The 25,270-nt window shown below is 65.0% G+C and carries 22 protein-coding genes; 5 read left to right on the top strand and 17 right to left on the bottom strand.

The annotated features are described in order from the left end of the window. Positions 1-43: 43 nt before the first annotated feature. Both VGE27_RS05925 and VGE27_RS05920 read right to left on the bottom strand, forming a co-directional pair. Entirely contained in the window at positions 44-1,351 is a 1,308-nt protein-coding gene (locus VGE27_RS05925) for an MFS transporter (RefSeq protein ID WP_331048717.1), read from the bottom strand. 13 nt (positions 1,352-1,364) lie between these two features. Further along, positions 1,365-2,246: an ATPase gene (locus VGE27_RS05920; RefSeq protein WP_331048716.1), complete on the bottom strand. Its 882-nt coding sequence runs from the start codon at positions 2,244-2,246 to the stop codon at positions 1,365-1,367. An 80-nt stretch (positions 2,247-2,326) separates the two neighbouring features. Between VGE27_RS05920 and VGE27_RS05915 the strand changes: the two genes are divergently transcribed. Further along, entirely contained in the window at positions 2,327-2,755 is a 429-nt protein-coding gene (locus tag VGE27_RS05915; protein ID WP_331048715.1) for a thioesterase family protein, read from the top strand. A 12-nt stretch (positions 2,756-2,767) separates the two neighbouring features. On the opposite strand, the gene VGE27_RS05910 is transcribed toward VGE27_RS05915, so the two are convergent. From VGE27_RS05910 to VGE27_RS05880, 7 genes are all read right to left on the bottom strand, one after another. Next, the gene (locus VGE27_RS05910) at positions 2,768-4,765 is read right to left on the bottom strand and encodes a TonB-dependent receptor (RefSeq protein WP_331048714.1); all 1,998 of its coding nucleotides are present in this window, start codon (positions 4,763-4,765) and stop codon (positions 2,768-2,770) included. A gap of 120 nt (positions 4,766-4,885) precedes the next feature. Continuing rightward, the gene (locus VGE27_RS05905; protein WP_331048713.1) at positions 4,886-6,154 is read right to left on the bottom strand and encodes a pyridoxal phosphate-dependent aminotransferase; all 1,269 of its coding nucleotides are present in this window, start codon (positions 6,152-6,154) and stop codon (positions 4,886-4,888) included. A 54-nt stretch (positions 6,155-6,208) separates the two neighbouring features. Then, on the bottom strand, positions 6,209-6,865 hold the full coding sequence (locus tag VGE27_RS05900) for a YdeI/OmpD-associated family protein (protein WP_331048712.1): 657 nt from the start codon (positions 6,863-6,865) through the stop codon (positions 6,209-6,211). Beyond that, positions 6,811-9,516, bottom strand: coding sequence for a S9 family peptidase (locus VGE27_RS05895; protein WP_331048711.1), 2,706 nt, complete (start codon positions 9,514-9,516; stop codon positions 6,811-6,813). The genes VGE27_RS05900 and VGE27_RS05895 overlap by 55 nt, the downstream gene beginning before the upstream one ends. Positions 9,517-9,587: 71 nt before the next feature. Next, entirely contained in the window at positions 9,588-11,177 is a 1,590-nt protein-coding gene (locus tag VGE27_RS05890; RefSeq protein WP_331048710.1) for an SDR family oxidoreductase, read from the bottom strand. A 93-nt stretch (positions 11,178-11,270) separates the two neighbouring features. Further along, complete coding sequence (locus tag VGE27_RS05885; protein ID WP_331048709.1) at positions 11,271-11,582, bottom strand: hypothetical protein; 312 nt, start codon at positions 11,580-11,582, stop codon at positions 11,271-11,273. Further along, entirely contained in the window at positions 11,579-12,076 is a 498-nt protein-coding gene (locus VGE27_RS05880; protein WP_331048708.1) for a hypothetical protein, read from the bottom strand. Before VGE27_RS05880 ends, VGE27_RS05885 begins: the two co-directional genes overlap by 4 nt. A gap of 72 nt (positions 12,077-12,148) precedes the next feature. Here VGE27_RS05880 and VGE27_RS05875 point away from each other — a divergent pair, with 72 nt between their 5' ends. Both VGE27_RS05875 and VGE27_RS05870 read left to right on the top strand, forming a co-directional pair. Further along, positions 12,149-13,009: an acyl-CoA thioesterase II gene (locus tag VGE27_RS05875; RefSeq protein ID WP_331048707.1), complete on the top strand. Its 861-nt coding sequence runs from the start codon at positions 12,149-12,151 to the stop codon at positions 13,007-13,009. A 14-nt stretch (positions 13,010-13,023) separates the two neighbouring features. Beyond that, the gene (locus VGE27_RS05870) at positions 13,024-13,638 is read left to right on the top strand and encodes a YdeI/OmpD-associated family protein (RefSeq protein ID WP_331048706.1); all 615 of its coding nucleotides are present in this window, start codon (positions 13,024-13,026) and stop codon (positions 13,636-13,638) included. Between the two features lie 40 nt (positions 13,639-13,678). Here VGE27_RS05870 and VGE27_RS05865 read toward each other — a convergent pair whose 3' ends face one another. The 6 genes from VGE27_RS05865 to VGE27_RS05840 form a co-directional block, all read right to left on the bottom strand. Next, complete coding sequence (locus tag VGE27_RS05865) at positions 13,679-15,700, bottom strand: redoxin domain-containing protein (RefSeq protein ID WP_331048705.1); 2,022 nt, start codon at positions 15,698-15,700, stop codon at positions 13,679-13,681. A gap of 1 nt (position 15,701) precedes the next feature. Further along, complete coding sequence (locus VGE27_RS05860; protein WP_331048704.1) at positions 15,702-18,080, bottom strand: TonB-dependent receptor; 2,379 nt, start codon at positions 18,078-18,080, stop codon at positions 15,702-15,704. A gap of 167 nt (positions 18,081-18,247) precedes the next feature. Beyond that, positions 18,248-18,691: a hypothetical protein gene (locus tag VGE27_RS05855; protein ID WP_331048703.1), complete on the bottom strand. Its 444-nt coding sequence runs from the start codon at positions 18,689-18,691 to the stop codon at positions 18,248-18,250. A 91-nt stretch (positions 18,692-18,782) separates the two neighbouring features. Beyond that, positions 18,783-19,820, bottom strand: a complete 1,038-nt coding sequence (locus VGE27_RS05850) for an alpha/beta hydrolase (protein ID WP_331048702.1) — start codon at positions 19,818-19,820, stop codon at positions 18,783-18,785. A 7-nt stretch (positions 19,821-19,827) separates the two neighbouring features. Beyond that, the gene (locus VGE27_RS05845) at positions 19,828-21,237 is read right to left on the bottom strand and encodes a TldD/PmbA family protein (protein WP_331048701.1); all 1,410 of its coding nucleotides are present in this window, start codon (positions 21,235-21,237) and stop codon (positions 19,828-19,830) included. Continuing rightward, the gene (locus VGE27_RS05840; RefSeq protein WP_331048700.1) at positions 21,234-22,880 is read right to left on the bottom strand and encodes a TldD/PmbA family protein; all 1,647 of its coding nucleotides are present in this window, start codon (positions 22,878-22,880) and stop codon (positions 21,234-21,236) included. The genes VGE27_RS05845 and VGE27_RS05840 overlap by 4 nt, the downstream gene beginning before the upstream one ends. Positions 22,881-23,029: 149 nt before the next feature. Here VGE27_RS05840 and VGE27_RS05835 point away from each other — a divergent pair, with 149 nt between their 5' ends. Beyond that, on the top strand, positions 23,030-23,779 hold the full coding sequence (locus VGE27_RS05835) for a hypothetical protein (protein WP_331048699.1): 750 nt from the start codon (positions 23,030-23,032) through the stop codon (positions 23,777-23,779). Positions 23,780-23,803: 24 nt separating this feature from the next. Continuing rightward, entirely contained in the window at positions 23,804-24,016 is a 213-nt protein-coding gene (locus VGE27_RS05830; RefSeq protein WP_331048698.1) for a hypothetical protein, read from the top strand. A gap of 20 nt (positions 24,017-24,036) precedes the next feature. Here VGE27_RS05830 and VGE27_RS05825 read toward each other — a convergent pair whose 3' ends face one another. After that, entirely contained in the window at positions 24,037-24,927 is an 891-nt protein-coding gene (locus VGE27_RS05825) for a dienelactone hydrolase family protein (RefSeq protein WP_331048697.1), read from the bottom strand. A 10-nt stretch (positions 24,928-24,937) separates the two neighbouring features. Further along, the coding region (locus VGE27_RS05820) for an alpha/beta hydrolase (RefSeq protein WP_331048696.1) at positions 24,938-25,270 on the bottom strand (333 nt) is incomplete at its 5' end.

The following is a 25,270-nucleotide window of genomic DNA, read 5'->3' as shown; positions in this document are numbered from 1 at the left end:
GAGAAGCTGAAGGTGATAGGTGATAGGTGATAGGCGGAGAAGATCAGTCGTCGGTCATATATCCAATCTTGCTGCTCTCTTTCATCGTCACATACACCACCAGCGAACCGGCAATGCACGCCGTGACATACCAGTAGAACCACCGCTCGTGCCCGATCGACTTGAACCACAGCGCCACATACTCCGCCGTGCCGCCAAACAGTGACACGGTGATGGCATAGGGCAGCCCCACGCCAAGAGCGCGGATGCTCGTGGGAAACAGCTCGGCCTTCACGACAGCATTGATGGCTGTGTACCCGCTCACTGCGGTCAGGGCGAGCAGCAACAGCCCAATGGCGCCGCTCACCGACGTAGTGCGCTCGAGCGTGGTCAGCAGCGGCACCGTACCCAGCGTGCCCAGCACCGCAAAAGTGGTGAGCACCGGACGCCGGCCAATGCGATCAGAGATCGCGCCAACAATTGGCTGCAGGCACACATATACCGCCAGTGTCACCGCATTGATGAACGTGGCCTGCTGGGCAGTGAAACCCACCGTGTTCACCAGAAACTTCTGCGCGTACGTCGTGAAGGTGTAAAACGCCACCGTGCCACCAGCGGTGAGCCCCACCACCGTGAGCACGGCGCGCGGATGCTGCATCAGACCACGTATGGTCGCTGCGGCCGATGTTTCGGTGCGGGTCGCCGCGTCGCGCTTGTAGTCGTCTGTCTCTTCCAGCGAGCGGCGCATCATCACCGCCACCACAGCGCAGCAAGCGCCAATCACGAATGGAATCCGCCACCCCCAGGCCAGCAACTGCTCCTGGGTCAGCAGGCGCTGCAGCAGTAAGAGCACCCCGAGCGCAATCAACTGGCCGGCAATCAGCGTGACATACTGGAAGCTCGACCAGAATCCGCGATGCCGTTGGCCGGCCATCTCACTCAGGTATGTCGCGCTGGCCCCATACTCACCGCCTACACTGAGTCCCTGCAGCAGACGGGCCAGCACCAGTATCGCCGGGGCCAGCAGGCCAATGCTGGCGTAACTCGGCGTGATGGCGATGAGCAGCGAGCCGGCGCACATGAGCAGCACCGACAGGGTGAGCGCCGCCCGCCGTCCGTGACGGTCGGCATAGCGCCCCATCACCCAGCCGCCCAGCGGTCGCATGAAGAACCCCACCGCGAACACCGCCGCCGCATTCAGCAGCTGCACCGTCTGGTTGGCAGGCGGAAAGAAACTCTTGGCGAAGTACAGCGAGAACGCCGAGTACGCGTACCAGTCGTACCACTCCACCAGATTGCCGATGGATCCGCCGATGATCGAACGAAGGCGAGACGGGCGCCGGTCGCCCGCGCTGCGTGATGAGGTCTGCATGCGGGCGATGGGGTCAGGAAATCGGAGATGCGCTCTGCGAGCGATCAATTGTGCGGGCGAGATGGGCAAGCACGTCGGACTCCGTCTGCAACGACGGCACGTCCTCCATCTCGATCACATACCCATAGCGCTCGGCGATCGCCTCATACAACGGTGTGCGATGCGCGAGCAGTTGCTCGAATCCCCACACGGCGAAGTCATCGGGATCGACGGTGGCGTCGTCACTGATGCCACGCTCCACCTTGTACTCCCGCCACTTGGCGTCCAGAAATCCGGGATTGTAGTACATCGGCTTGGGATGTTTGCGGAAGCGTTCCACCAGCATGCGCGCATGCTCCGCCGTGCCGCGGATGTACACCAGCATGGTGTGTTGTGAGAGACACTGTAGCACCGCGTCGTGTGGGTCGTTCACATCCACCACTTCGCACAGGCTTCCGCCCGAATCGCTCACGAAATGCGTGTAGCCATAGATCTCGCGCGCACGCTCCACGAACTCCGGGATATCGAGCAGCGCGCTGATTTCAGCCTGCCGATGCTGGGCCTGGCGGCGGCAGTACTCGGCGTACGGGATTCCCCCCAACTCCTCATTGCCCGGTTTCCCCAGATACGTGGAGAGCGGACTCAGGTTCTCGAACGAGATATTCGAGCGGATATAGATGGAGTCCGAACGCAGCAGCTGGCGCAGGAACGGCACCTTCATCGCTTCACGCTTGAAGTTGTCGACGATGTGCTCGCCCATATACCGCGTGCCGATGCGGTAGTCCACCGAATACTGGAACCAGTCCTGCTTCTGGAGCAGGCCAGCCAGGGTGGTCTTGCCCACGCCGGACATGCCGAAGAAGGTCACGGCATGCGCCGGTTGGTCGAGGAAGGCACGGCCCGAGGAGAATCGCATCGTGCTAAATTCCGCCAGCGCGTCGGAGTCCTCAACCCCCCGCCGCCTCAATCACCCGTTCCGCCACGCCCGCACCGACGATGTCTTTCGCCAAGCACGGTCTCCAGGTCTTCGAGATTCCCATCACCGTGCAGCCGGAGGACATCGACGACAACGACCACGTCAACAACGTGGTCTACCTGCGCTGGATCTTCGACGTGGCGCTGGCCCACTGGAACGTGAGCGCCCCCCCGGAGATGAAGGAGCAGTATGGCTGGGTGGCCACCCGTCACGAGATCGACTACCGACGGGAGGCTGTGCTGGGGGATGCGATCGTCGCTCACACCTGGATCGGTGCGGTGGACTCCCGCCGCTTCGAGCGCCATACGGAGATTGTCCGAGTGGCGGACGATCACGTGCTGGCCCGCGGCAAGTCGCTCTGGACACTGTTGTCACGGGACACGGGGCGCATCACCCGCATCCCACCGGAAATGATCGAGCTGTTCAAGGCCTACATGCACGTGACCTGAAGGCGGGCAGGGCTAGAGGTCGGCAGACAGTCGCACCACCAACGTGCGACCAGCCGCCTGGGCAAACTCCTTGTACCGCGACATGAAGTCCCGATACCGCGCGTCGAGAAGGTTTCGCACACTCACATCCACGTGAACGAGGCCGCGAGGTGTCAGGCGGCTGAACCCCGCGGAGGCGTGGAGTGCGGTCCAGGCCGCGGGGGCGAAGTCATCACGGAAGACGCGCGTCTGTCGGGCGTTCCATTCCCCAGTCAAGGACAGAGAACGCCCGGGACCTTGTTCGTCCCACCGCACGGATGACGTCGCACGAAATGGCGGCACAAAGGGCAGGGCACTGCCATCGGTGGTGTTGCTGGCTCGCACGGCATCGGCAGTGGACTGCACGGTGATGCCATGACCAACGGCGACCGCGAGCGCGGCTTCTGCGCCCACGAGTCGCGCGTTGCCTTGCCGAACCTGCAGCGAATCGAGTGCCCGACCGGGCATGCCAACCGGTGCGAGGTAGATGTAGTCGCGAATGCGATTCACATAGCCGGTGAGTTCACCCGACGCGCGGCTCGTTCGGAGACGCAGTCCAAGATCGGTGTTGAGGCTCGACTCCACGCGCAGATCGGCACGGCCGATTTCGAAGGCGCGAGTGCCTTCGTGAAAGCCATTGGCGAACAGGTCCGATGCACTCGGCGCACGGAATCCTCGCGCGACATTCACCGCCAGCGACAGAGGTGACTCGGCACGATAGACGGCTCCGAGCGTGCCGGTCATCGCATTGAATTGTCGTGATGTGGCGGCGAGCCCGAGTACCGCGTTGCCAGGTGTGGAGAGCGAACGCCAATCGTGTCGCGCTCCGGCGGAGAGAGACCAATCGCCGATGATGGTCTGCTCCAACGCGTACAACCCGATGGTTCCCGTGCGGCTATCAGGAATGAGCGTCTGTCGCCCGAAGGTATTGAACTGCGTCTGTTGCAGGGCCGTGCCGATCACGCCCGTGAGACCGCGCCATGGTGCGTGATGCCAGTGCGCAAAGCCGGTCATGGTGCGCGAGGCGAGACCCAGCGTCACTTGTTCAGTGATGGCGTTGTCGAACTCGGCGCGACGGTTTTCTTCCCAGCCTGCCTGCACCTGCAGACGTTGGCCGTGGCCACGCAGGTTGCCTTCCATGGTGACGCGGTGCGTGCGAATGCGTTGACGACCGTCATAGCCCGGTGCGGTGATGGGATCGTCGGCGATGCGAATGGTTTCATCGCGAGTCGATGCCGTGACCTCTATGTCGCGACGTTCTCCGCGCCATCCCGTGGCTCCTTCGAGGTAGCCGGTGAGATTGCCGGTGTTGTACACGGGACCGGCAGGGGTGCGGAGATCGCTGGCGCGTCGTCCGGTGCCGCTCAGGCGCCAGCCCAGCGCTCCGCGCGCACCTTCGCCGACCAGTGTGGCCGATGGTGCCTGATTGGCGGAGTTGTAGGCCATGGACACACGCCCCCTCAGCATGATCGCCTCGCTTTCGGCACGCGGCAGCGCGCGGCGCACCACGTTCACCACACCGCCCAGTGCATCGGAGCCATAGAGCACGCTGGCCGGCCCCTTCACCACCTCGAGTCGCTCGGCGTCAGCGCTCTCCACGTTGGGGGAGTGGTCGTGCCCCCACTGCTGCGTTTCCGTGCGCTGCCCGTTGGCCAGTGTCACCACCCGGTTGTTGGTGAGCCCACGAATGACCGGCTTGCCGATGCCCGTGGTCATGGAGAGTGATCGCACCCCAGGGATCTGTTCGAGCGTCTCGCCCAGCGACGCGCCCTGGTTGCGGCGCAACGAGGCGCCGCTGAGCTGGGCCGTGGGCTGGGCGATGCGGCGGGCATCCGTGGCCACGGCGGTGGCGGTGACCTGCATGGTCGGCAACGCCCGGGCCGAGGAGTCGCCCTTTGTCGAGTCGCGCTGCGCGGTCTCCCGCCCGGCGGTTTGGGCTGTCAGCAGGACGGGGAAAAAGCACGCAAGAAAATTCAGACCGTGTTTTAGCATGACCTAAAATTAGGCTCGACTAAAACTTAAAGCAAGCGATATGAAAATGTGCCTGAAGGGGACAAGAAAACCCCGGACTGCTGCGGCAGTCCGGGGCTTTGGCAGGCGAGACGGGGCCGCCTAGCGTCCGACCATCTTCTGCAGGCGTCCAACCGCCTCCAGCACACTGGCCTCGTCAGGACCGAATGAAAAACGCAGGTACTGCCGGAAACGCGACGTGTGATCGGCGCGTCGCTTGCCGGGATTGATGTCAAAGAAGATGCCCGGCACGGTGATCACCCGTTCACGCAGGGCGGCTTCGAAGAACGCCTCACCATCGTTGAACGGCGCCGGCAGGGATGCCACGCTCGCCCATGTGTAGAACCCACCCTCCGGTTCATGCTCCACGGTGAGTCCAGCCGCACGCAAACCATCCACGAGAATGCGTCGCTTGCGCGCGAACGCACTGTGAATCGCGACCACTTCCTCGTGCGCATGCTTCGGGTCGACCAGTGCGCACGCAGCCTCCTGCAGCGGGCGATTGCCGCCCCCGTCGAGAAAGCTACCGGCGCTCGTCGCCGCTTCGATCACATCCGCCGGCCCCACGATCCAGCTCAGACGCCAGCCCGGGCAACGCCACCCCTTCGTGAGCCCATCGAGAATCACCACCGGATCGTGGTTCACATCATCCACGAACTCGGCGGCACTCACCGTGGTGCCTTCCATCAGTCCTTCATCCCACAGGTAGTGGGAGTAGAACTCGTCGAGAATGAGCGTGCACCGCAGTTCGCGCGCTTCCTGCACCCAGGCGGCGAGCGAACGTCCGCGCAGCACACGCCCTGTGGGGTTGGCCGGATTGGAGAGCAGAAGCGCACCCAGCCCTCGCCCCGTGATTTCGCGGCGCAGGTCACGCGCCGACAGGGCATACCCACTCTCCGGCTCCAGCAGCAGCGGAATCGCGCTGAACGTACCGAAGATCTCGAGCAGCTCTTCGTACGCCGTGTAGTCGGGCAGCACATGCCCGAGATTCACATTGCCGAGTGAGGCCACCACACGGGTGAGCGAAGACCGACCGCCACCGCAGATGCACACATTCTCGGGGCCATACTGCGATGCTTTGCCCTGGCGATAGCGGGCATTGTACAGATCGGCCACCGCACGGCGCAGCGCGTCGATGCCACCCACCGGCGCGTACTCGTAGTCGTCGGCGGCGATGCGCACATCGGCGGGCCGCGTCGGGGAGCCGGGCAGATCACCCGTTTCCGGCTGCCCCTGACCAAGGTTGCACCACCCATCGGTGCCGGCGCGATACCCAAGTTCGCGCGCGCGATCCATCACATAAATGACACCGGTGCGGGGCACCGGACGGAAGCCGGGAATGGCAGACGGGGGCGTGTTGGCGTCGAGCATTCCGCAATGTAGTCACTCGCCAATCGACGCCGTGAGCCGCCAAGCCGTGCGCGCCTACGGGAGGCGCTCGCCGCGCGCTGAACAGTCCAGCAGCTTGGTGAACCGCGCCTCGCGTGTGTCCTCCCGTTTGGCGCTCACTACCCACCACACGGCCACCTTCCGGTAACTCGGCGCCTGCGACTCGAAAAAAGCGAACGCCTTTTTCTTCTTGCGGAAGCGGGACGCAAATGGCTCCGGCAGGTCTACCGTGACCTGCTCGAAGGCGTAGATGCCCACCTTGTTCTCTTTGCGCGCTTCGAATGCACGTCGTCCAGCCTCGGCCATGAGGCCAGCCGCCTCCAGCTCTTCGACGTGCTTCACATTCACCGCGCTCCAGATGCTGCCCGCGCGACGTGGGGTGAACCGAATGGTGTAGCGCTCGTCGTCCACACGCCGGCGCACGCCATCGATCCAGCCAAAACACAAGGCTTCGCGCACCGACTCGGTCCACGTCATACTGGGGTGACCACTGTCGATCTTGTGGAATCCCACGAGCAGTTCGGACTTGCTGCCGTGATGCTTGTCGAGCCACGTGCGAAACGCTGCAGCCGAGGCGAAGTATCTCGCCTCGGCTGCAGGGGACGTGCTGGTGGTCTTCTTCGCAGGCACGGTCGGGATCAGGGAACGATCGACGATGCCGGCTTCGCGTTCTTCACGTACGTATCCATCCATGCGACCCAACGGGCCCACAGATCGAGATCGCTCGCGTACGTGGACACGGAGTGGTCCTCATACGGATACATGTACAACGCGGCGTTCTTGCCCAGACCCTGCAGCGCCGCGTACATGCGCGTGGAGCTGATCGGATCGGTGCCGGTGTTCTGGTCTTCGAGCGCATGGTACAGCAGCAACGCCCCCGAGATCTTGTCAGCGCGCAGGAACGGCGACATGTCGAGGTAGGTGGACTGCGCCTGGTAGAAGTTGCGACGCTCGCTCTGAAATCCGAACGGGGTCAGCGTGCGGTTGTACATGCCGTCACCTGCGATGCCCGCCTTGAAGTTCGGCATGAGCGACATCGCGTTCACCGTGCTGAAGGCACCGTAGCTGTGGCCACCGAGGCCCATGCGATCACGGTCCACAAAACCCGAGTCGACGGCGGCGTTGATCACTGCATCGAGGTTTTCCTTCAGGTCACGCGTGTAGTTGTCGTTCATGCGACCGGCATCACCGTAGATGGGGATGTCGGGCTGGATGAACGCATAACCCTGCGACACGAACATCCACTGCGCAGACGCCGGGCGTGCCGACGGCACGGCCGGGAAGGCGTTGATGTTGGTGTTGTACCGCGAGCGCTCGTAGTCCTGCAGGTTCGAGTACTCACGGGGATAGAACCAGATGATGCCCGGCAACTTCTGGCCCGGCTTCCAGTCACGCGGCAGCAGCACATCGACCCAGTACTTCGTGCCGTCACGCGGGCGCGTGACCTGGAAGCGCTTGGAGATGGCGCCGCTCACCTCCGGGCCCACGTCGATGTTCTTCGTGAGCTGCTTGGCATCGGCCGCCGATGCGCTGCGCAGCCAGGCGTCCTGAATGGTCGTGCGCGACTCACGCGTCACGATGAACTGCGACACGTCGTCATCGAGCGCCGCGACAAACTCTTCAAACGTGTCCGCCGGGCTGTCCATCAGTCGCGTGCGGGCACGCGAGGTGATGTCCATGCGATCGAGGAAGGGGCGCGGGGCCTGCTTGTACCAGTTGGCGCCGGGCGCGCGCGTACCGGTGAGGGCCACCGACTTGCCGTCCTTGCCAAGCAGCACGTAGTTGACGCCATTCACGCGACGGGCCACGAGCTGACCGGCCGTGGAGTCGGCGTTCTGTGCACCGCCGCCAGGACCGCCACCACCGAACGGGCCACCGCCCGCAGCGGGCAGACGCACATTGCGGCCGAGGTTGAAGCGCTGCGCGGGTTCCTTCACGCGGACGGCGATGACTGCGCCGCTGTCCGCCACGAACATCGTGGTGCTGTCGGTGCTGAAGGCGACGTTGGTGAGCTGCGGACCACCCTGGTACAGCACCGTCGTGTCGTTCGGACCGTAGGGTGCGCGCCAGAGCACGATCTGGCCCTTTGCTGCCTGCACGCGGATGGGTGCCCCGGCGCCCATGCCCTGGCCGCGACCACTCGCGCTGTCGCCGTTCGGGCCACCACTGCGGCCACCGGCCGGCGCCGCCGGAGCTGCACCCGGCACATTCTTGATGTACAGGATGCCTGCACCAGCCGGGTACCACTGGAGGTTGCGCTTGGTGGTGTCGGACGCGGACACCGCATCACCACCGCCAAACCCACCACCGCCCTGCGCTTCACGCAGCGGCGTGCGGGTGAGCGTTGACACGACCTTGCCCGACGCGTCCCACAGTTCCTGCACCGTGCCGAAATTGTTGACGGGCACGATGTAGGAGAACGGCTCCGTCATGCGCGTGACGCGCAGGTACGCACCGTCAGGCGATGCGCTCACATCGCGCACCATGGCCGGGGCGCCGATGTTGCGCACCGCCTTGCTGCGCACGTCGATGAGTGCGACCTGGCCGGTGGTGTAGTAGGTGAGCTGGGCCTTCTCGTGCGGATCCTTGAGCAGCGAGAAGTGCACCGGCTGCGGCACGGCGCGTGATTCCGTCAGGCGCACCTGCGGGCCGTCCTCGATGTCACCGGCGCCATGGGTGGGCACAGCGCCGCGCGCAGCCGGCACCAGTACCGTGACGACATGTTTGCCGTCCGCGGTGAACTCGAGATCGGTGACGAACGTGGCGAGCAACGCGCGTTCACTGAGGCGCGTCGACTTGCCGGTGTTCACGTCGGCCGCGTAGGCGTAGCTGGCCGTCGGGAAATTCGCGATGTACGCGATGTGGCTGCCCGTGGGCGACCAGGTGGGCGCGCTGATGGTGGCGCCGGCCGGCACCTGCACGGCACGACTGGTGCCGGTGCGCGGATCGACCAGTTCGATGCCGGTGCGGGTGCTGGTGGTCACACTGCGCGCACGATTCGCACGAGTGTCCACCTGCAGGCCGCCGAGCCAGATGTGCGGTGCGCCGTAAGCCTTGATGTCACCGCGGTCGGCGCCCGTGGGGCGCATGAACCAGCGCCGGTCGGGGCTCTGGTTTTCGAACGAAATGTCCACCCGCGGCGCCATCACCATGCGCTCGATGTTCTCGGGTGGCTTGATGAAGGTTTCGGCGCGGAGGGCGCGCTGGGGGTCCCAGCCGGTGCTGCTGCTGGAGGCCGCGGAGTTGGCACCGCCGGCGGCATTCTGCGCCACCGCCACCGACAGGGGGGCGGCGGCGAGCAGCGCGGACATACGCACTGCGAGGCGCGGGGAGAACACGGACATGCAAAGGGCTCCGAGAGGGAGGAGGGACGGACACTGGAAAGTACGTCTGAGCCCCGGGCGGCGTTTAGGGGCTACCAGTCGGTCGGCTTGTAGTCCTTGAGGAACTTGCCCCACATGTGCTCGCCGGTGTTGAACCCGTCGATGATGGGGTCCACGATGCGGGCGGCGCCGTCCACAATATCCAGGGGGGGATGGAACCGGTGCTCCTCCACCTTCCGGGCGGCGATGTGCACCGGATCTTCGTCGGTCACCCAGCCGGTGTCGGCGGCATTCATGTGGATGCCGTCGTTCACATAGTCGGCCGCCGAGGTGCGCGTCATCATGTTGAGCGCGGCCTTGGCCATGTTGGTGTGCGGGTGACGGGTCGTCTTGAACTTGCGATAGAACTGCCCCTCCACCGCGCTCACGTTCACGATGTGCTTGTCGCGCTCCGGCGTCCGCATCATGAGCGGCTTGAGGCGCGCATTGAGCAGGAACGGCGCGATCGCGTTCACGAGCTGCACTTCCAGCAATTCCACGCTGGGCACTTCGTGCATCAGCAGACGCCACGAGTTGCGGTCGCGGAGGTCCACCTGCTGCAGGTCCTGGTCGAGACGTCCCTCGGGGAAGAGATGCGACTGTTCGCGATGCTCCTCCTCCAGCAGCGCCACCTGCGACAGCTCGGCGGCATGCGTGATACCGGCCACTTCCGCGAGCGCGCGCGGCAGCGTAGCCGGCGTCAGCGATTCGTCGTCGGCCGCCGCACTTGCCTCAGGGAGCATGTGGTAGCCACGGACACCCTCATACGCACCGAGCAGCTTGCGGGCGTCGTCGGGCATGGCGCTCAAGGAGGCCCGCTCGAGGTCCATCATGTGCTTGTAGAAGTCGGGCGGACGCCGCACCGTCTGGCAGGCATTGTTCACGATGAAGTCGAGCCGGTCGTGCGTGGTCATCATGTGATGACAGAACGCTTCCACGCTGGGCGTGTGACGCAGATCGAGCCCATAAATCTCGAGCCGGTGACCCCACACCGCAAAATCAGGTTCGGCCGCATAGCGCTGCGCCGAATCCCGCGGGAAGCGCGTGGTGACCACCAGATGTGCACCGGCACGCAGCAGCTTGATGCCGGCCTGATAGCCGATCTTCACGCGGCCACCGGTGAGCAGTGCCACACGCCCGCTCAGGTCCGCAGACTCCGTGCGCTTACGGTAGTTGAATTCGGCGCAGGTGGGGCAGAGCTGGTCGTAAAAATGATGGATGACCGAGTACTGCTGCTTGCACACATAGCAGTGCTGCGGCTCGAGCGCCTCGCGGAACTCGTCGGCATCGATCGTTTCCTGTTCGTCCGAGCCGGGCAGGAGGTAGTTCGGCGTGGTGAACACCGTCTGCCGACGCAGGCGACGGATGCCGGTTTCCTGCAGCTGGTTTTCGGCATCCTGCAGCTTGGCCGTGCGCTCGACCTTCTTCTGCCGCTTCGTGGCCTTCACCATCTGACGACGCAGAATGGCATCGGGCCGCGATACCTCGCCGGCGGCCTTGAGCAGGCGGCGACGCTCTTCGTCCGGAATGTCCAGTAGCCCCGCACGATCGTTGGCGAGCTGTTCAAGCAATACGGTCGCCGCAGCCACACGGGCGGCGAGCGATTCGTCGGGGGATTCAGTCGGGAGCGCGGTTTCGGCCATAGCCTCGAAATATAGCCAACCCAGGCGCGGCGACTGAGGGGCACAGAATCACATTTGTGATGGAATTGGCGCTCGGTGCTGGGGAGCGGACGCTCAATCGCGGAAGGCCGAGCCCGGATGCACCGGCAAACGCCAGTAGTACCACTGCACGTCGGGCAGCCACCCCTCGGCGGCCGCATTCTCTTCCCCCCACACGCACGACCCGGCCGGATACGACGCGCCCCGAAACCGCTCGTCGATGGCGGTCAACGTCGCCAACTGCTCTGTCGACAGCTCGACTTCATCGAGCGTGCGGCGGAGATCGAGGTCGTTGAGATAATCATCGAACGTGAGCGGGTATCCACGCTCCACGTCTTCGACCGTGCGCGCCCACTGTGCGAGGCGCACGTCCATGGCCGGGTTCATTGCGGTCGCCTCGTGAGCTGGCGGCGGAAATAGCGCTCCCCGTCATTAGGCTTGAAGAACGTGCGGATCGTGCCGTCGGCATCGAACGCGAGAAAGGCACCGGTGCTGCGCTGATAGCGCGATACCACGCCGTCCGACGAACGGGTCGCCTCGATGATGTCTTCGCTCACCGGACCATCCCGCACGGCCTGCGCGAGGCTGAGGTACTCCGCGGCGCTGGCCGCACGGAACTCGTGGCCATGCTTGTCGAAGTGCTCTTCCAACCGCTCCCGACTGCGGAATCCGCGATCACCAAACCGACTCGCCGGTGCAGGCGGATTGACTGAGGGAGCGGCGGAGGCGGAAGGCGGCGCAGCGTGAGCAGAGGCCGTTGCCTCGACCTCTGGTACCGGTTCGACCGGCGCGGACGCACTGGTCGAGCCGAACTGCGACCAGAGAAAGGCTGCCACGCAGCCGAGGATCACCAGCAGGAGGCGCAGTTGCTTGGGGTGCATGGATTGACGCTACGGTCGCCCATGCGGCGCCACAACCACCCTGACGCCGCGTTGGCGCGACATATTTAGCGGATGAGCGTCGTCGAAGATCTCCTGACCCTGCTCGAGCTCGAGAAGCTCGAGGTGAACATCTACCGTGGTCGCAATCGCGACCTGGGCACCGGCCGCGTCTTTGGCGGACAGGTGTTTGCGCAGGCCCTCGTGGCGGCGCGGCGCACCGTGGACGAGGCACGCGAGGCCCATTCGGTTCATGGGTACTTCCTGCGCTCCGGCGACCTGAAAGCGCCGATCGTGTTCTTTGTGGACCGGCCGCGCGATGGTGGCACGTTCACCAGCCGTCGAGTGACAGCCATCCAGCACGGTGAGGCGATCTTTCACCTCTCGGCATCGTTTCATGCACCGGAGGGGGGCATTGATCACCAGTCGGCCATGCCCGATGTGCCGCCACCGGAGAGCCTGCCGACGGAGCTCGAGCAGATTCGCGATCATCTCGAGGCGTTTCCGCCGGAACTGCGTTCGGTGCTCACGCAGGAACGTCCGCTCGATATCCGCACCGACATGCCGTATGTGCCGGGACGCGTGCACTCCAAGGTGCCGCTGCGCTACTTCTGGGTGCGCGCCGTCGAGCGTCTGCCGGATGATCCCATCGTGCATCAGGCCATTCTCGCGTACGTCTCCGACTATGGCTTCCTGCCCACGGCGCTTGCGCCGCACGACATCCAGTACCGCGACCCCAAGCTCTTCCTTGCGTCGCTGGACCACACGCTGTGGATGCACCGTCCGTTCCGCGCCGATGAGTGGTTGCTGTATGTGATGGACAGCCCCACGGCGGCTAATGCGCGTGGCTTCGTGCGCGGTCAGGTGTTCACGCGTGACGGCACGCTGGTGGCATCGACGGCGCAGGAAGGACTACTGCGCATCAAGCAAGGCTGAACACGGGGATAGCCATGGGCACGCGCGACCCACGCTTCGACGCCTACATCGCCAAGTCTGCGGAATTTGCCCAACCCATCCTCGTGCACCTGCGCGAGGTGGTGCACGCGGCGTGCCCGGACGTGGAAGAGTCCATCAAGTGGGGCTTTCCCAACTTCAGCTATGCGGGCAACATCCTGTGCTCGATGGCGTCGTTCAAGGCTCACATCAGCTTCGGCTTCTGGCTGGCGCGCGAAGTGCTTGGCGACGAGATCAGTGATGAAGCGATGGGGCAGTTCGGACGCGTTTCGAGCATCAAGGAGCTGCCCAGCAAGACCGTGCTCACGCGCTACATCAAGAAAGCGATGAAGCTCAACGAGGCGGGCGTGAAGGCCTCGCGACCGGCGGCGAAGAAGGGCGCCAAGCAGGCCGCGATCGTGGTGCCGCCCGAGCTGGCCAAGGCACTGGCACGACAGCCCAAGGTGCAGGCGCAGTTCGATGCGATGAGTCCTTCGCAACGGCGTGAATACTGCGAATGGATTGCCGAAGCGAAGAAGCCCGAGACTAGGGAGCGTCGCTTGCTCAAGGCGATGGAGCAGATCGCCGAGGGCAAATCGCAGAACTGGAAATACGAAACGCGCCCGTCCTGACCAGCGATCCGGTCAGAACGGGCGCGGAGTGTTTTTTCGGTCAGCGCGCGACAGCGACCGGCTTGGCGAGGGCCTGCTCGATGGCCGTGCGTGCGCCATCGAGGGCGCCGTGAATGTTGCCGGCGGTCTTCCACAACACGCGACCGTTGCCGTCGATGAGATACGTCTCCGGCACACCCACCACGCTGAAGGTGCGCTGCACGATGCCCTGTGGATCGTGGCCGATGGACATGCCCAGCTTCTCCTTCTCCGTGAAGCGCACGACTTTCTGGACGTCACCCTGATCCACACTGACGGCCACCACGCGGAGACCCTGGGCCTGGTAGCGGGTGTACAGCGCATCGAGATCGGCCATCTCTTCGCGGCATGAGGTGCACCACGTGGCCCACACGTTGAGTAGCGTGACACGTCCCGGCTCGACGATCTGCAACGAGTCGCCGCGCTGTGCACCCCACACCAGCCGCACACCGTAGGCCGGCGCCTCGTCGCCCGTCTGGAGCGGACGGAAGGCGTCGTCTACGGCAGCGGTCTGCGGTGCCGTGGTACCACCGATCTTCGCACGGCGTACCATCACCTGGGTGTTACCAACGCTAGGCAACGGCATGGTGGCCTTGGGATCCTTCATGTTCGGACGGGCCGGTGCCGCCGACGCCGCTTCGAGGGTCTGCTCCGACCAGGCAATCGTGAGCGCCGTTGCGGCCGGGTCGACGGTAAGCACAGGGAAGGTGGCGGAACGTCCCGGCGCGCTCACCACGGTGGCCGAATCGAACGATGTGCCGCCGTTGCGGGAGACACGCAGCGTGACCTGCGGGACACGCTTGGTGCCGTCATCCCATGTGGCAAACACTGTGGACGTGTTACCCGTGCTGGCGACGGCGAGTTGCACATGCGCCGGCTGCGACGCCGATGCCACACCGAGCGGGGTGGCCGGCGCGAAGGTCGCGCCACGATCGCTCGACTGCGTGTAGAACACCCCCGCCGCGCCCGGCTTGCCGGTCCACCACGCCACGTGCAGACGCTTGGAGGTATCGACGGCGAGCGACGGACCCGCGTGCGGGCAGCCGTCGAAGATCCAGTTGTCGGCGTGCACGCGTACGGGTTCACTCCACGTCGCACCGCGATCGGTGCTGCGCGAGACCACGATATCGCGGATGGTCTGCGGGGAGGCCGCGCCGTGCGCGGCGTGGGCATCAGCGCCAGTCGCTGCGCCTGCGGTAGCATTTGCCGGAGCTGCGGCTGGCGCCACCGTGTCAGCGATGACCGCACGCCACGAGAGGTACACGGTGCCGTCTGCATCTGCGGCGATGGCGGTGCGGCAGCAGGGACAAGCTTCGGTGAGCTTCGACGTCATGGGCACCACGCGCACGTTCGCCGCCCACGTGGCACCGCCATCGGTGGAGTGCGTCATGTACACGGCCGACTTGCCGGCGCGTCCATCGAGCCATGCCACGTAGAACGTGCCGTCGGGTGCCGCATGCAGCGCATGAAAGTTGTGCGAACCGAAGTTCGCACCATCGGCCACCCCCTTGGTCGTGTCATCGGTGACGGTGACCGGCGCACTCCAGGTGACTCCACCATCGTCGGAGCGCACGAAGCGCAACGCGGCGGCCGGAAATCGGCGTCCCGGCACCAGTTTACCCACTACATAGAGAGCACCCAGAGTGTGTGTCCCATTGCGTGACGACCACGCCAGCTTGGGTGGCGCCTCACCATGTGGCTCGATGGGGCCGAGTGGGTCGGTGAGTTCACGCAGCACCTGCGCGGTGTCGCCATCGCGCGCGACAAGCACGTGCAGGCGGCCATCAGTACCGCCGCCCGGCGCCGAGACCCAGGCGGTGGCGTGGCGGCCATCCGGCGCCAGTGCCAGAATGGGCGCGGCACCCACCTGGGTCACGGCAGACAGTGCATGCGCACTGTCGAAGGCGATAGTGGTCGCGGCGACGTCCTTGACCTGCGGGGCAGGGTCACCGCCGCCGCATGCAGCTGCGGCCAGTGTGGTGCCGAAGGCCGTGACCGCAAGGAGGATCGTGGAGCGTGCGGGTGACTGCGTGAACGATGACATGTCAGCGTCCTCCGGTGCTGAGGGTGACACCGGCGTTGAACGTGCGTCCTGCGCCGGGGAAGTAGAAGCGGCCGTTGCCGGAGTTGGTGGCCAGCGCCGCTGCGTAGCGCTTGTCGAGGATGTTCTCGACGTTCAGGAACAGTTCGGCGCGCGATGTGCCGGTGCGGTTGCCACGCACTTCGGGCAGGCGATACGAGATGGTGCCGTGGGCCAGCGCATAGCCCGGCACGGCACTGAAAGCCACCGGCACGATGCGTGGCGGTCCACCGGTCTGTGTCACCTGGGTGTAGATGGTGCCACGCGTGGTGTTGGCATTGTCCACGTAGGTCTTGCCTTGCACCTCACCCCATACGGAGAGATTGAGTGAGGCGGTGGGGCGCAGGCGCACTTCGGTGGCGCCGCGATGCTGCGGCACGCCGGGGATGAGCTTGCCGGCGTAGTCCACCGTGATCGACTGTCCAGCGGCGTTGACCTCCGTGCCACGGAATTCGGTCATCACGTACTTGGCATACGTGTACGACGTGACGACATCCATCCACGGTGCGAGCAGCGTGGTGGCGCTGAGTTCGAGGCCCGTGCGGCGCGTCCGGCCCACGTTCTCATAGATGGTGCGCGGGAAGGCGACACCCGGGATCACCACCGTACGCGAGAGGAACTCGCCCGTGACGTTGGTGCGGTAGATGGCGGCGTCGAACAACACGCGCCCCGCCACGAGGGCCTTCGCCCCCACCTCGTAGTTGATCAACGAGGACGGGCGCAGGTCGGTGTTGAGCCCGCGAATGGTGTCGGGGCTCGCCGTGAGTTCGCTGTTGGTTGGCACTTCGAAGCCGCGCGCCACGCTGGTGTACACGCTCACGCCAGGCCGCACGTCGTAACGCAGGGCCACGCGCGGTGACACCTGGTCGAACGACTGTGTCACCGAAAGATTCGGGCGAATGCGGTCGTCGATGTCGAACGTGACCTTGTCATAGCGCGCACCGGCCGTGAGGGTGAGCTTGCCGCGCGTGATATCGGCCGAGGTGTACGTACCCACGCTGGGCAGCACGATGTACTGGTTCGTGCATTCGGTGCGCACGATGTTGGCTACGCGATCGTTCACACACGGGGTGCTGCGCCCCTGCTTGCCGGCCACGTTCGTCCACTGACGGGAATCGCCATACCAGCGATCGAGATCGAGCCCCGTGTTGAGGCGCACGGACACACCGTCCGTGGAACCAAAGCCGATGGCGTGTCGCAATCCGCCCTGCACGCGATGGGTGCTCTGATCCACCACGCGAAAGATCGGATGCTGAATGTTGCGTGCGGTGCCGAAGACAAAGGCATCGAGGCTGCCCAGACGCGGGCCCAGTCCCTGCGAGGCACGGGCACCAAACCGCCAGCGCTGTTCGCGACGGCCGTAGGCACCGGTGACGTTGAGCGGATCTGCGGCCCACGGCTCGTTGCGCCATCCGGCATCGGTGAGTGAGCCTGGGATCTGCATGTCGAGATCGCTGTACGAAGCGTCGAGGCCGATGCGCGTGGCCGTCGCCGCCGGAGCGGCCTGTCCATCCTGCTGACGCGTCCAGTTGAGACGCACGTTGGCGCGCTGCATGTCGTTCTTGTTCTGCACGCGCATGCCGGCCAGCGAGGTGTTGCTGGCCTGCAGGTAGCCGTCAAATGCGCCGCGGGCGCCGCCCATCGACAGGTCGATCTTGCGCAGGTTCACCGAGTCGAACCCGAAGCCACCACCGGTCATGCGCAGCGACACGCCCTGCAGCTCACGGCCGCTACGCGTGATCACGTTCACCACGCCGCCCGATGCCGCGCCGCCGTACATGGCACTGCCTGGTCCACGAACGATTTCGATGGAACGGGCGGCGCCGAGATCCAGTTGGTCGAGGCGCGTCTGTCCGTCGGGTTCGGTGATCGGCACGCCGTCGAGCAGCAAGCCCACGCCACGCACGCCAAAGCTGCCGCGCGCGCCACTGCCACGGATGGACAACCGCACGTCGTCGCCGCCGAACAGGTTACCCGCGATGACACCGGGCACCGTGCGCAGCGCCTCGGTGAGCGAGACCGTGCTGGTGCGATTGATGGTGTTGGTATCGATCACGGTGACCGACACCGGAAGCTTGCGCAGTTCGCGCTGGTCGCGCGTGGCGGTGGTGACGACGGGATTGAGCGCGCGTGCCTTGCGCGTGGAGTCCTGAGCGGCACTGTCTTGCGCCGTGCGCGGGACAGTGGGCTGAGCATACAGGGAGGCCGGCGCGGTGATGGCCACCACCACAAGAGCGGCAGTAGGAAGCACGAAGAACGCAGGACGTGCGACGGCGCGCGTGGACGCGTGCAAAAGCGCGCGCGTCAGCGACAGCCCTCGCGTCCCGATGGACGAAAGCGGCATGTGAGGTGAAACCGGTTGTGAGAGCAGACGCGCCAACAAGCCACCGCAGGGCGGTGGAGATGGCGATCGCGTTCAGGGAGTCGTCACGCGCAGTGGCGTGGCGAGGGGCCTATGCGTGGGGGCGTGCTGCCAGCGTCATTCGGTGCACACACGAATGACGGGGCGCCTCAGGCCGCAACCGGTGGCGCGGTGGGGAAAGGCAGAACGAAGTCGACCCACGACGCCATGACCTCATGGCCCGCACGACCGGGCTGCGTCGTGGCGATGCGCACCACTGAGGCGATCGGAAAGGCCTCCGTCGCGTCGAGCGTCGGTACAACCGTGGCGCAGCAATGCCCGATACAGTGGCATTCCTGATCACCGCCTTCCTGGCCGCTGTGCGAGCCGTGATGTGACGCCGGCGCCGTGGTCGCTGGTGCACCGTGCGCGGCATGGTCCATCGGCGCATCGGCCGACGGATTTGCGTGCGCGCTGGCCAACGCGGCCTCGTGCGCCGCGATCGCACTGTTACCAGCCGAACAGGCATGGAAAAGCCCGGCGTCGCTCTGCACGAGCGACAACCAGACTCCCATGAACAGTGCCAGCCAGCGGGCGATCGACGACTTCCGCATATCCTCTGACGCTAATCGACCTGGGCCTTTGGTGCCATTGCCTCTCGTCCTGCCGTGGTCGCGCCGCGTCCCCGCGCTCTATCCCACGCCATCAGCGTCTGCGCATGAACTCGACGATGGCGTCACGTATGTGCGCCGTCTGACCCGGTGCCATGATGCGGCCGGCCAGCACGTGTGCGTCTTCTCCCGCCAGCGGATCCACCGGCATCACCTGCACGGGCACTTCGCTCACCATGCGCACACGATCAATCCACTCGCCTGTGCTCGCCGGATTCACGACTTCGTCCAATTCACTATAAAACACCAGCGTTGGCAGGTCGTACGCGGCCAGTGGTGCCGATCGTACATGCGTTACCAACGCCTGCATGGGAAACAGCACGGTGGACGGATAGCGCACGGTCCAGTAGCGACGTTGCGCGTCATTACGCGGAGTCCATTCGCGATAGGGGATGAACGGCGGCAGCACGCGGTTGGCCCACGGCCAACTGAGAACCGCCGCCGCCGGATCACGCGGGGCGAAATTCGGCGCCAATAGGACCACGGCGCCCAGCGCCGCTCGTTGCGCGCGTGGCTGTTCGGCCAGCCACGCCGCCAGGGTGCCACCAGTGGACGTGCCGATCAGCAACACCGTGTCGCCGAGCAGGCGTCCAATCGCCAGTGCTTCCTCGGCGTCCATCAACCAGTCATGTGCCGTAACGTCGCGCAGCGAGTCGCCGGGCAATCCATGACCACGCAACCGGGTCTCGAACAGATTGGCCCCGAGTGCCGCGGCCACGTCTTCAGCCAGTGGGGCCGTCTCCTGTCGCGTGGCTGAGAACCCGTGCAGGTAGACCACGCTCCATGGCGTGCGATGATGTGCTGGCACCGCTGCCGAATCGACAACGGTGGTGTCGTGCGCAAACACGATGCGCTTGGTCACGCCCGTATCCGTGACGCCCGCCCGACGCTCGCGTTCAGCGACCACGCGTATCAACGCATCGAGGCTGTCTGCATACGGCAAGACAAATGCCCCCGCCGATTCACTCGGCGAGGGCATTTCCACGGAAGTCACCGGGCCAACCGCGACCAGTACAACAAGCGCCACTAGGACGGCACCCACCAGAGTCCATGTCCGACGGCTGCGCGTCATATCGATCTTACACCGCGTCCGAGAGGCTGCTGAAGTTGAAGTCGCGCACCTTGATGGGCGGCATGACTACACCGGGGCCGCCTTCGCCGCCCGCGGTGCGCACACTCTTGCCGATACCTTCCAGGTTGTTGAGCATGAACAGCGGTGAGTCGTTGAAGCGGAAGTTCTTGATCGGTCGTGCGATCTTGCCGTTCTCGATGAGGAACGTGCCGTCGCGCGTGAGGCCGGTGTACATCAGCGTACGCTGATCGAGCGGGCGCAGATAGAAGAGCCGTGTCACGAGCACGCCACGAGTGGTGCCGGCAATGAGCGAGTCGAGCGTGTCGGTGCCATCGGCCATGCGCAGGCCACCCGTACCACCGGTTGGCGTCTTGCCCTGCTTGTTGGCCCAGAAACGATTGTACGCGAGCTGATTGAGCACGCCGTTCTTCACCCAGGTCTGCGAGGACATGGGCAGGCCTTCGTTGTCGAACGGTGATCCCAGGACCAGCGGATCCGCGGGATTTGACAGCAGCGTCACGCGTTCATCGACGATCTTTTCGCCCAGCTTGGTGCCACCCGGCTTGGAGAACGCCGACCGTCCTTCATCGGCGGCACGCGCCTGAAACGCGTTGCCCATGAGCCCAATGAGGTTTGCCGCCGCCTCGGGCTCGAAGATCACCGTATAGCGACCCGGTTCGATGGCGACCGGATTGCGCGAACGACGCGCCTTGTCGATGGCCCGATTCGCCACGTCCTGGAAGTCGATCCGCGACCAGTCGTTGTCCTCGGCGCCGGCCCAGCCAGAACCGGTGCCATCGTTTGTGCGCGCCGTGAGCGTGTAATTGGCGGTGGTGGCACGATGATAGGCGAACAGTCCTGCATTCGTGCCAATGGCCGTGGCGCCAGCGTTGCAGATGATGAAGCCCGCAACCGTGAGCTCCTTACCCGCACGTGCGGGCGCCAGTGCGGACAGTGCCGCCTTGGCACGGTCTTCTGCCGTGAGATCAGCGGTGCGATCGAACCACGCGTTCACCGGCTGATACTGCTGCGCCGGCAGCTCGCCCAGATACTCGGGATCTTCGGGCGCCAGCTTGGCCAGGGCTTCGGACTGCTGCACCGCTCGCTGCAAACCTTCCGCACTACGATCGTTGGTCACGACGCTGGCCTTCCGCTTGCCGAACACGCTCTGCACGCGGATGGTGGTATTGGTGGTCGCGCCCGACGTGGACAACTGGTTGTCGGCGAAACGCAGGTTGGTTTCGCGATTGCTCTGCACCGACACACGCACCGCGTCGGCCTTGGACAACTTCACGGCACGTTCCACCAGTGCCTGGGCTTCATCGCGCGTGAGCACGCCCGCGGGCGCCCGCTGTTCGGAGACCGACGTGAACAACGACTTCGGTGCGTCGTCACGGGAAGTGATGATATGGCTCATACCGCGCGTCCCGTGTTGATGATGTTGGCGTTGCGGAAGCGCGCCGGCGGGCAGCCGTGGCTCACCGCGTTGGCCTGACCGGGCTGACCCTTGCCGTCGTTGAATGTGCCGCCGTGCATGTAGCTCTTCTTGCCGCCGAGCATGTCGAGCGTGTTCCAGAAGTCCGGCGTGCGCATCTGGTACGCCGCGTCCTTCACCTGGCCCACAATCTTGCCCTTGCGGATCTCGTAGCAGAGCTGCGCGCCGAACTGCGCGTTGTAGCGCTGTTGGTCGATGGAGTACGAGGCGCGCCCGATCATCGCGATGCCCTTGTCGGTGGCCGCGATGAGATCATCCCAGCCCAGATCCTTGTCGCCGGGCTGCAGTGACACGTTGGGCATGCGCTGGAAGGACACGTCGGCCCAGCTCTGCGCATACGCGCAGCCATGTGAGCGCACGGCCTTGCCGTTCTTTTCGTACCAGCTGCGCAGCCACGGGGCCTGCTCGCGCGTGGTCTGGTAGTCCACGAACACGCCGTCCTTCACGATATGAAAGTCTTCCGGCTGCACACCGTCATCGTCGTAGCCGATGGTGGCCAGTGCGCCCACTTCACTGCGATTGCCGATCACGTTCATCATCGGCGGGCCGAGGCGCAGCGAGCCGAGGACCTTGTCGGGCGGCGAGATGAAGCTGGTGCCCGCGTAGTTGGCTTCGTACCCCATCGCCCGATCGAGTTCGGTGGAGTGACCGATCGACTCGTGGATGGTGAGGAAGAGCTGCGACGGATGCAGAATGAGATCGTAGCGGCCGGGTTCGACCGCCTTGGCCGTGAGCTTCTCGGCGGCTTCGGCAGCCCACACCTTGGCATTGGTGACGATGTCGGCCTCGAGCACGTACTCCCATCCACGACCGGCGGGCTGCACCACTTCGGGACCGCGCACCGCAGTGCCCGTGCGATCGGGCGAGACGGCGGTGCAGCTCATGGTGACCCAGCTGCGCACGTAGTCCTGCGTGATGACGGAGCCTTCGGTGTTGGCGTAGTTGCGCTCTTCCTTCACGAAGGAGAGCCCGGAGTTCACGAAGCGCACGTTGGCGACCGTGAGCGCGGCGGCATTGGCGCGCAGCAGCAGGTCGGCCTTCTCTTCCACAGCGATTGTGAACGGATCGGTCACGTAGCTCGAGCGCCAGGTCGCGTTGGGGTGCGATGGCGTGGGGGCGAGCTCCACTCGGCGATCGCGAGCGACGCGATTGGCCTTGGCAATGGCCACCGCTTCCTGCGCAGCACCGCCCACCCCGGGCTTGGTCAGTTCCTGCGTGGCAGCAAAGCCCCAGCAGCCATCGACCAGCACGCGCACGCCACAGCCCATCGTGTCAGTGTCCACGACATCGGTGACCTGCTTTTCACGCGTCTGCACGCTGTTGTTGCGATTGCGCGAGATGCGCACGTCCGCCCATGAGGCACCGGCGCGCTTGGCGGCATCGAGCGCCTCCATCATGAGCTCGCGTGTGGCGGCGTCGGTGGTGAGGCGCTGCTGCGACGGGGGATTCGCGGCCAGGGTTTGCCCGGTGAACGGCGAAACCGCGGCCGGAAGCAGCGAGGGCGCAACAACCAGGCCGCCCAGGGCGACCGAACCGTTACGCAGGAAGTCACGACGAGTCGTCATCTGGAGAGTCTGATGCGGAGATCGTGAAGGACGAAGCCAATCCCAAAACTGGCAAGTCGCCCGGGGTGGCAGTAGTGTAGCGGCGGGTTACGGCTGAGGCCGCGGCCTGCGTGCAGTCCGCTTTCCCCAAATGTCCAAGGAAAGATATCGTGACGAGCCCAATTCTTCCCAAGCCGCCCAGTGCGGCCCCCGCGCCGGCCCCGCGCGACTACATCGCCTCGCTGTTGGATGGGAATGAACAGACCGCACCGGCCAGAGGACTGACTCCATCGGACGACGCCGCGATGTCCGATGGCGGTGGCGCCATGCATTTCGTGGACTTCGAGGAGGACTCCAGTACCTCGAGTTCGTCGAGCACCAACGGATATGTGCAATGGGACACTGCACCGAAGCCGGTCTTCAAGAATGCCTCGCCGGGGCGGGACAATGTGCAGACCACCGACAGTGCCGGCCGGATGCGCAGCATGCGGCAGCTGCAGTCAGCGGACGATGATCATGAATCCACCGGCGACGGCGGTACGGTGCAGTACTTCTCGAAGGAGGCCCGGAAGCGCTACGAGGTGGCCATTGGGGAGCGCTTGTCATGGAAGGCGAGCGGGCTGCTCGTGGACACGGGTAAGCTGGCCGCACTCCTGACGGGCCTGCAGACCGCGGGCATCAAGGCCGGCGCGGTCAGTGCCAACACCGCCACCGGCAAGTTGGGCAATGCCAACTTCGGCATGGGAAAGAACAAGGCGCCGCTTTCGCCGCCTGACGGCTACGCCGGGAAGGCCATCATCTGGGTGTGCGCGCCAGGGGAATCCGGCAATGCGAGCTTCTACAGCAATGCGTGCCTGATCAACAAGCTGCACCACTCGTCGTTCAGTGTGAACAAGCAGGTGATCGGCGCCGGCGAGTAGGTCGTCGAGGGCGGCAAGTTGCTCATGATCAGTCCCAACAGTGGCCACTATCGTCCGGACATGTCCACGTTCTTCAATGCGGTGCTGCACATGTCACAGGCGTTTACGGCGGAGACGTCGGTGATTCTGTACGACTCGAAGGAGGACGCCTACGTGAAGCGCGCGGTGCGCGAGTTCATCGAGGCACCGAGCGCCGACGGTCGCTATCGTGTGCATGTGGAGTCCCCCGTCAGCTGAGCCGACGGGGGACCATGGGCTTACTTCAGGTTGGACTTGAAGAAGGCCAGCGTGCGGGTCCATGCGTCATCGGCCGTTGCCTTGTCGTATGCCTGGCCGGTGGGGTTCGCGAAGGCATGGCCGGCGTTCGGGTAGACGTGAATCGTCACCGAGCGACCGGCCTTCTTCATCTGGGCTTCCATCGCGCGCACGCTGTCGACCGGGATGCCGGTGTCCTTGCCACCGAACAGGCCAAGCACGGGTGCCTTGAGTCGCGCGAGTTCCTGTTGCGCGGTGATGGGTGCGCCGTAGTACATCACAACCGCATTTACGTTGGCGCCTCCGGCGAGTCCCGTGCGCAGCGACCAATGACCACCGAAGCAGTAGCCCACGGCGCCCACCGATGACGCGCCGTTCTTGCGCAGGTAGTCCACGGCCGAAGCGACATTGCGCTCACCCTTGGGGATGTTGGCCATGCCCGCCTGGTACAGCTTCATCGCGGCATCCGAGGTGGTGGCCACCTGACCACCAAAGAGATCGACGGCGAGTACCGTGTAGCCTTCGCCCGCGTAGCGATCGGCCATCGCCTTGATCTGATCGTTGATGCCCCACCACTCGTGCACCATGACGATGGCGGGTCCGGCCTTGGCTGCGCCCTTGGGCTTGGCGAGATAGCCGCGCACCGCGGCTCCATCGACGGTGCCGTACTGCACCATCTCACCTGCCACCGGCACGCGTGGTGCGATCAGTGCACCGGGGGATGCCGTGGGTGTTTCGTTGGCATGTTCGCGGTGCATGGCGGCTGCGTAGTCGCCCTGCGTGGCCGCCGCATTGCCGCGTGCCTGTGCCTGCAGCGCCGTGGGTGCAGACGCCGCGATCGCGAGCGCGGCGAACGTGGCGAGTTGTGTGGACGTGCTGCGGATTCTGTTCATGGATCTAGCCTCAGGGGCGCGTCGGTTGAAGAGTGTGCAACAGGGCCGACGTGAAGGCGTCGGGTGATTCTTCATGGGGCCAGTGGCCCACGCCGTCAAAGGTGTTCACGTCGGCGTGCGGGAATGCTGATCGCCATCGCTCCAGAATGGGTAGCGGGAACGCCCGGTCGGCCGTTCCCCAAAGCAACGTCATGGGCACCGGGGCCAGCGCCGCGCGACGTTCCCAGAGCGTGGTGAAGAAGGCGCTGCTTCGTGTGAGCGACTGCGCCAACGCGAACAAGACCCGCTCACGGCTGTCAGCGTCGGGGAACAGCGACTGGTAGTACGCATGGGCCTCGGCATC

The organism is Gemmatimonas sp. (genome assembly GCF_036405635.1).
Lineage (GTDB): Bacteria > Gemmatimonadota > Gemmatimonadetes > Gemmatimonadales > Gemmatimonadaceae > Gemmatimonas.
This window is presented reverse-complemented; position numbering and strand designations above follow the sequence as displayed.

Coding starts and splice junctions, on each gene's coding strand:
- VGE27_RS05925 (WP_331048717.1), bottom strand. CDS start 1,351: ATGCAGACCTCATCACGCAGCGCGGGCGACCGGCGCCCGTCTCGCCTT.
- VGE27_RS05920 (WP_331048716.1), bottom strand. CDS start 2,246: ATGCGATTCTCCTCGGGCCGTGCCTTCCTCGACCAACCGGCGCATGCC.
- VGE27_RS05915 (WP_331048715.1), top strand. CDS start 2,327: ATGTCTTTCGCCAAGCACGGTCTCCAGGTCTTCGAGATTCCCATCACC.
- VGE27_RS05910 (WP_331048714.1), bottom strand. CDS start 4,765: ATGCTAAAACACGGTCTGAATTTTCTTGCGTGCTTTTTCCCCGTCCTG.
- VGE27_RS05905 (WP_331048713.1), bottom strand. CDS start 6,154: ATGCTCGACGCCAACACGCCCCCGTCTGCCATTCCCGGCTTCCGTCCG.
- VGE27_RS05900 (WP_331048712.1), bottom strand. CDS start 6,865: ATGGATGGATACGTACGTGAAGAACGCGAAGCCGGCATCGTCGATCGT.
- VGE27_RS05895 (WP_331048711.1), bottom strand. CDS start 9,516: ATGTCCGTGTTCTCCCCGCGCCTCGCAGTGCGTATGTCCGCGCTGCTC.
- VGE27_RS05890 (WP_331048710.1), bottom strand. CDS start 11,177: ATGGCCGAAACCGCGCTCCCGACTGAATCCCCCGACGAATCGCTCGCC.
- VGE27_RS05885 (WP_331048709.1), bottom strand. CDS start 11,582: ATGAACCCGGCCATGGACGTGCGCCTCGCACAGTGGGCGCGCACGGTC.
- VGE27_RS05880 (WP_331048708.1), bottom strand. CDS start 12,076: ATGCACCCCAAGCAACTGCGCCTCCTGCTGGTGATCCTCGGCTGCGTG.
- VGE27_RS05875 (WP_331048707.1), top strand. CDS start 12,149: ATGAGCGTCGTCGAAGATCTCCTGACCCTGCTCGAGCTCGAGAAGCTC.
- VGE27_RS05870 (WP_331048706.1), top strand. CDS start 13,024: ATGGGCACGCGCGACCCACGCTTCGACGCCTACATCGCCAAGTCTGCG.
- VGE27_RS05865 (WP_331048705.1), bottom strand. CDS start 15,700: ATGTCATCGTTCACGCAGTCACCCGCACGCTCCACGATCCTCCTTGCG.
- VGE27_RS05860 (WP_331048704.1), bottom strand. CDS start 18,080: ATGCCGCTTTCGTCCATCGGGACGCGAGGGCTGTCGCTGACGCGCGCG.
- VGE27_RS05855 (WP_331048703.1), bottom strand. CDS start 18,691: ATGCGGAAGTCGTCGATCGCCCGCTGGCTGGCACTGTTCATGGGAGTC.
- VGE27_RS05850 (WP_331048702.1), bottom strand. CDS start 19,820: ATGACGCGCAGCCGTCGGACATGGACTCTGGTGGGTGCCGTCCTAGTG.
- VGE27_RS05845 (WP_331048701.1), bottom strand. CDS start 21,237: ATGAGCCATATCATCACTTCCCGTGACGACGCACCGAAGTCGTTGTTC.
- VGE27_RS05840 (WP_331048700.1), bottom strand. CDS start 22,880: ATGACGACTCGTCGTGACTTCCTGCGTAACGGTTCGGTCGCCCTGGGC.
- VGE27_RS05830 (WP_331048698.1), top strand. CDS start 23,804: ATGATCAGTCCCAACAGTGGCCACTATCGTCCGGACATGTCCACGTTC.
- VGE27_RS05825 (WP_331048697.1), bottom strand. CDS start 24,927: ATGAACAGAATCCGCAGCACGTCCACACAACTCGCCACGTTCGCCGCG.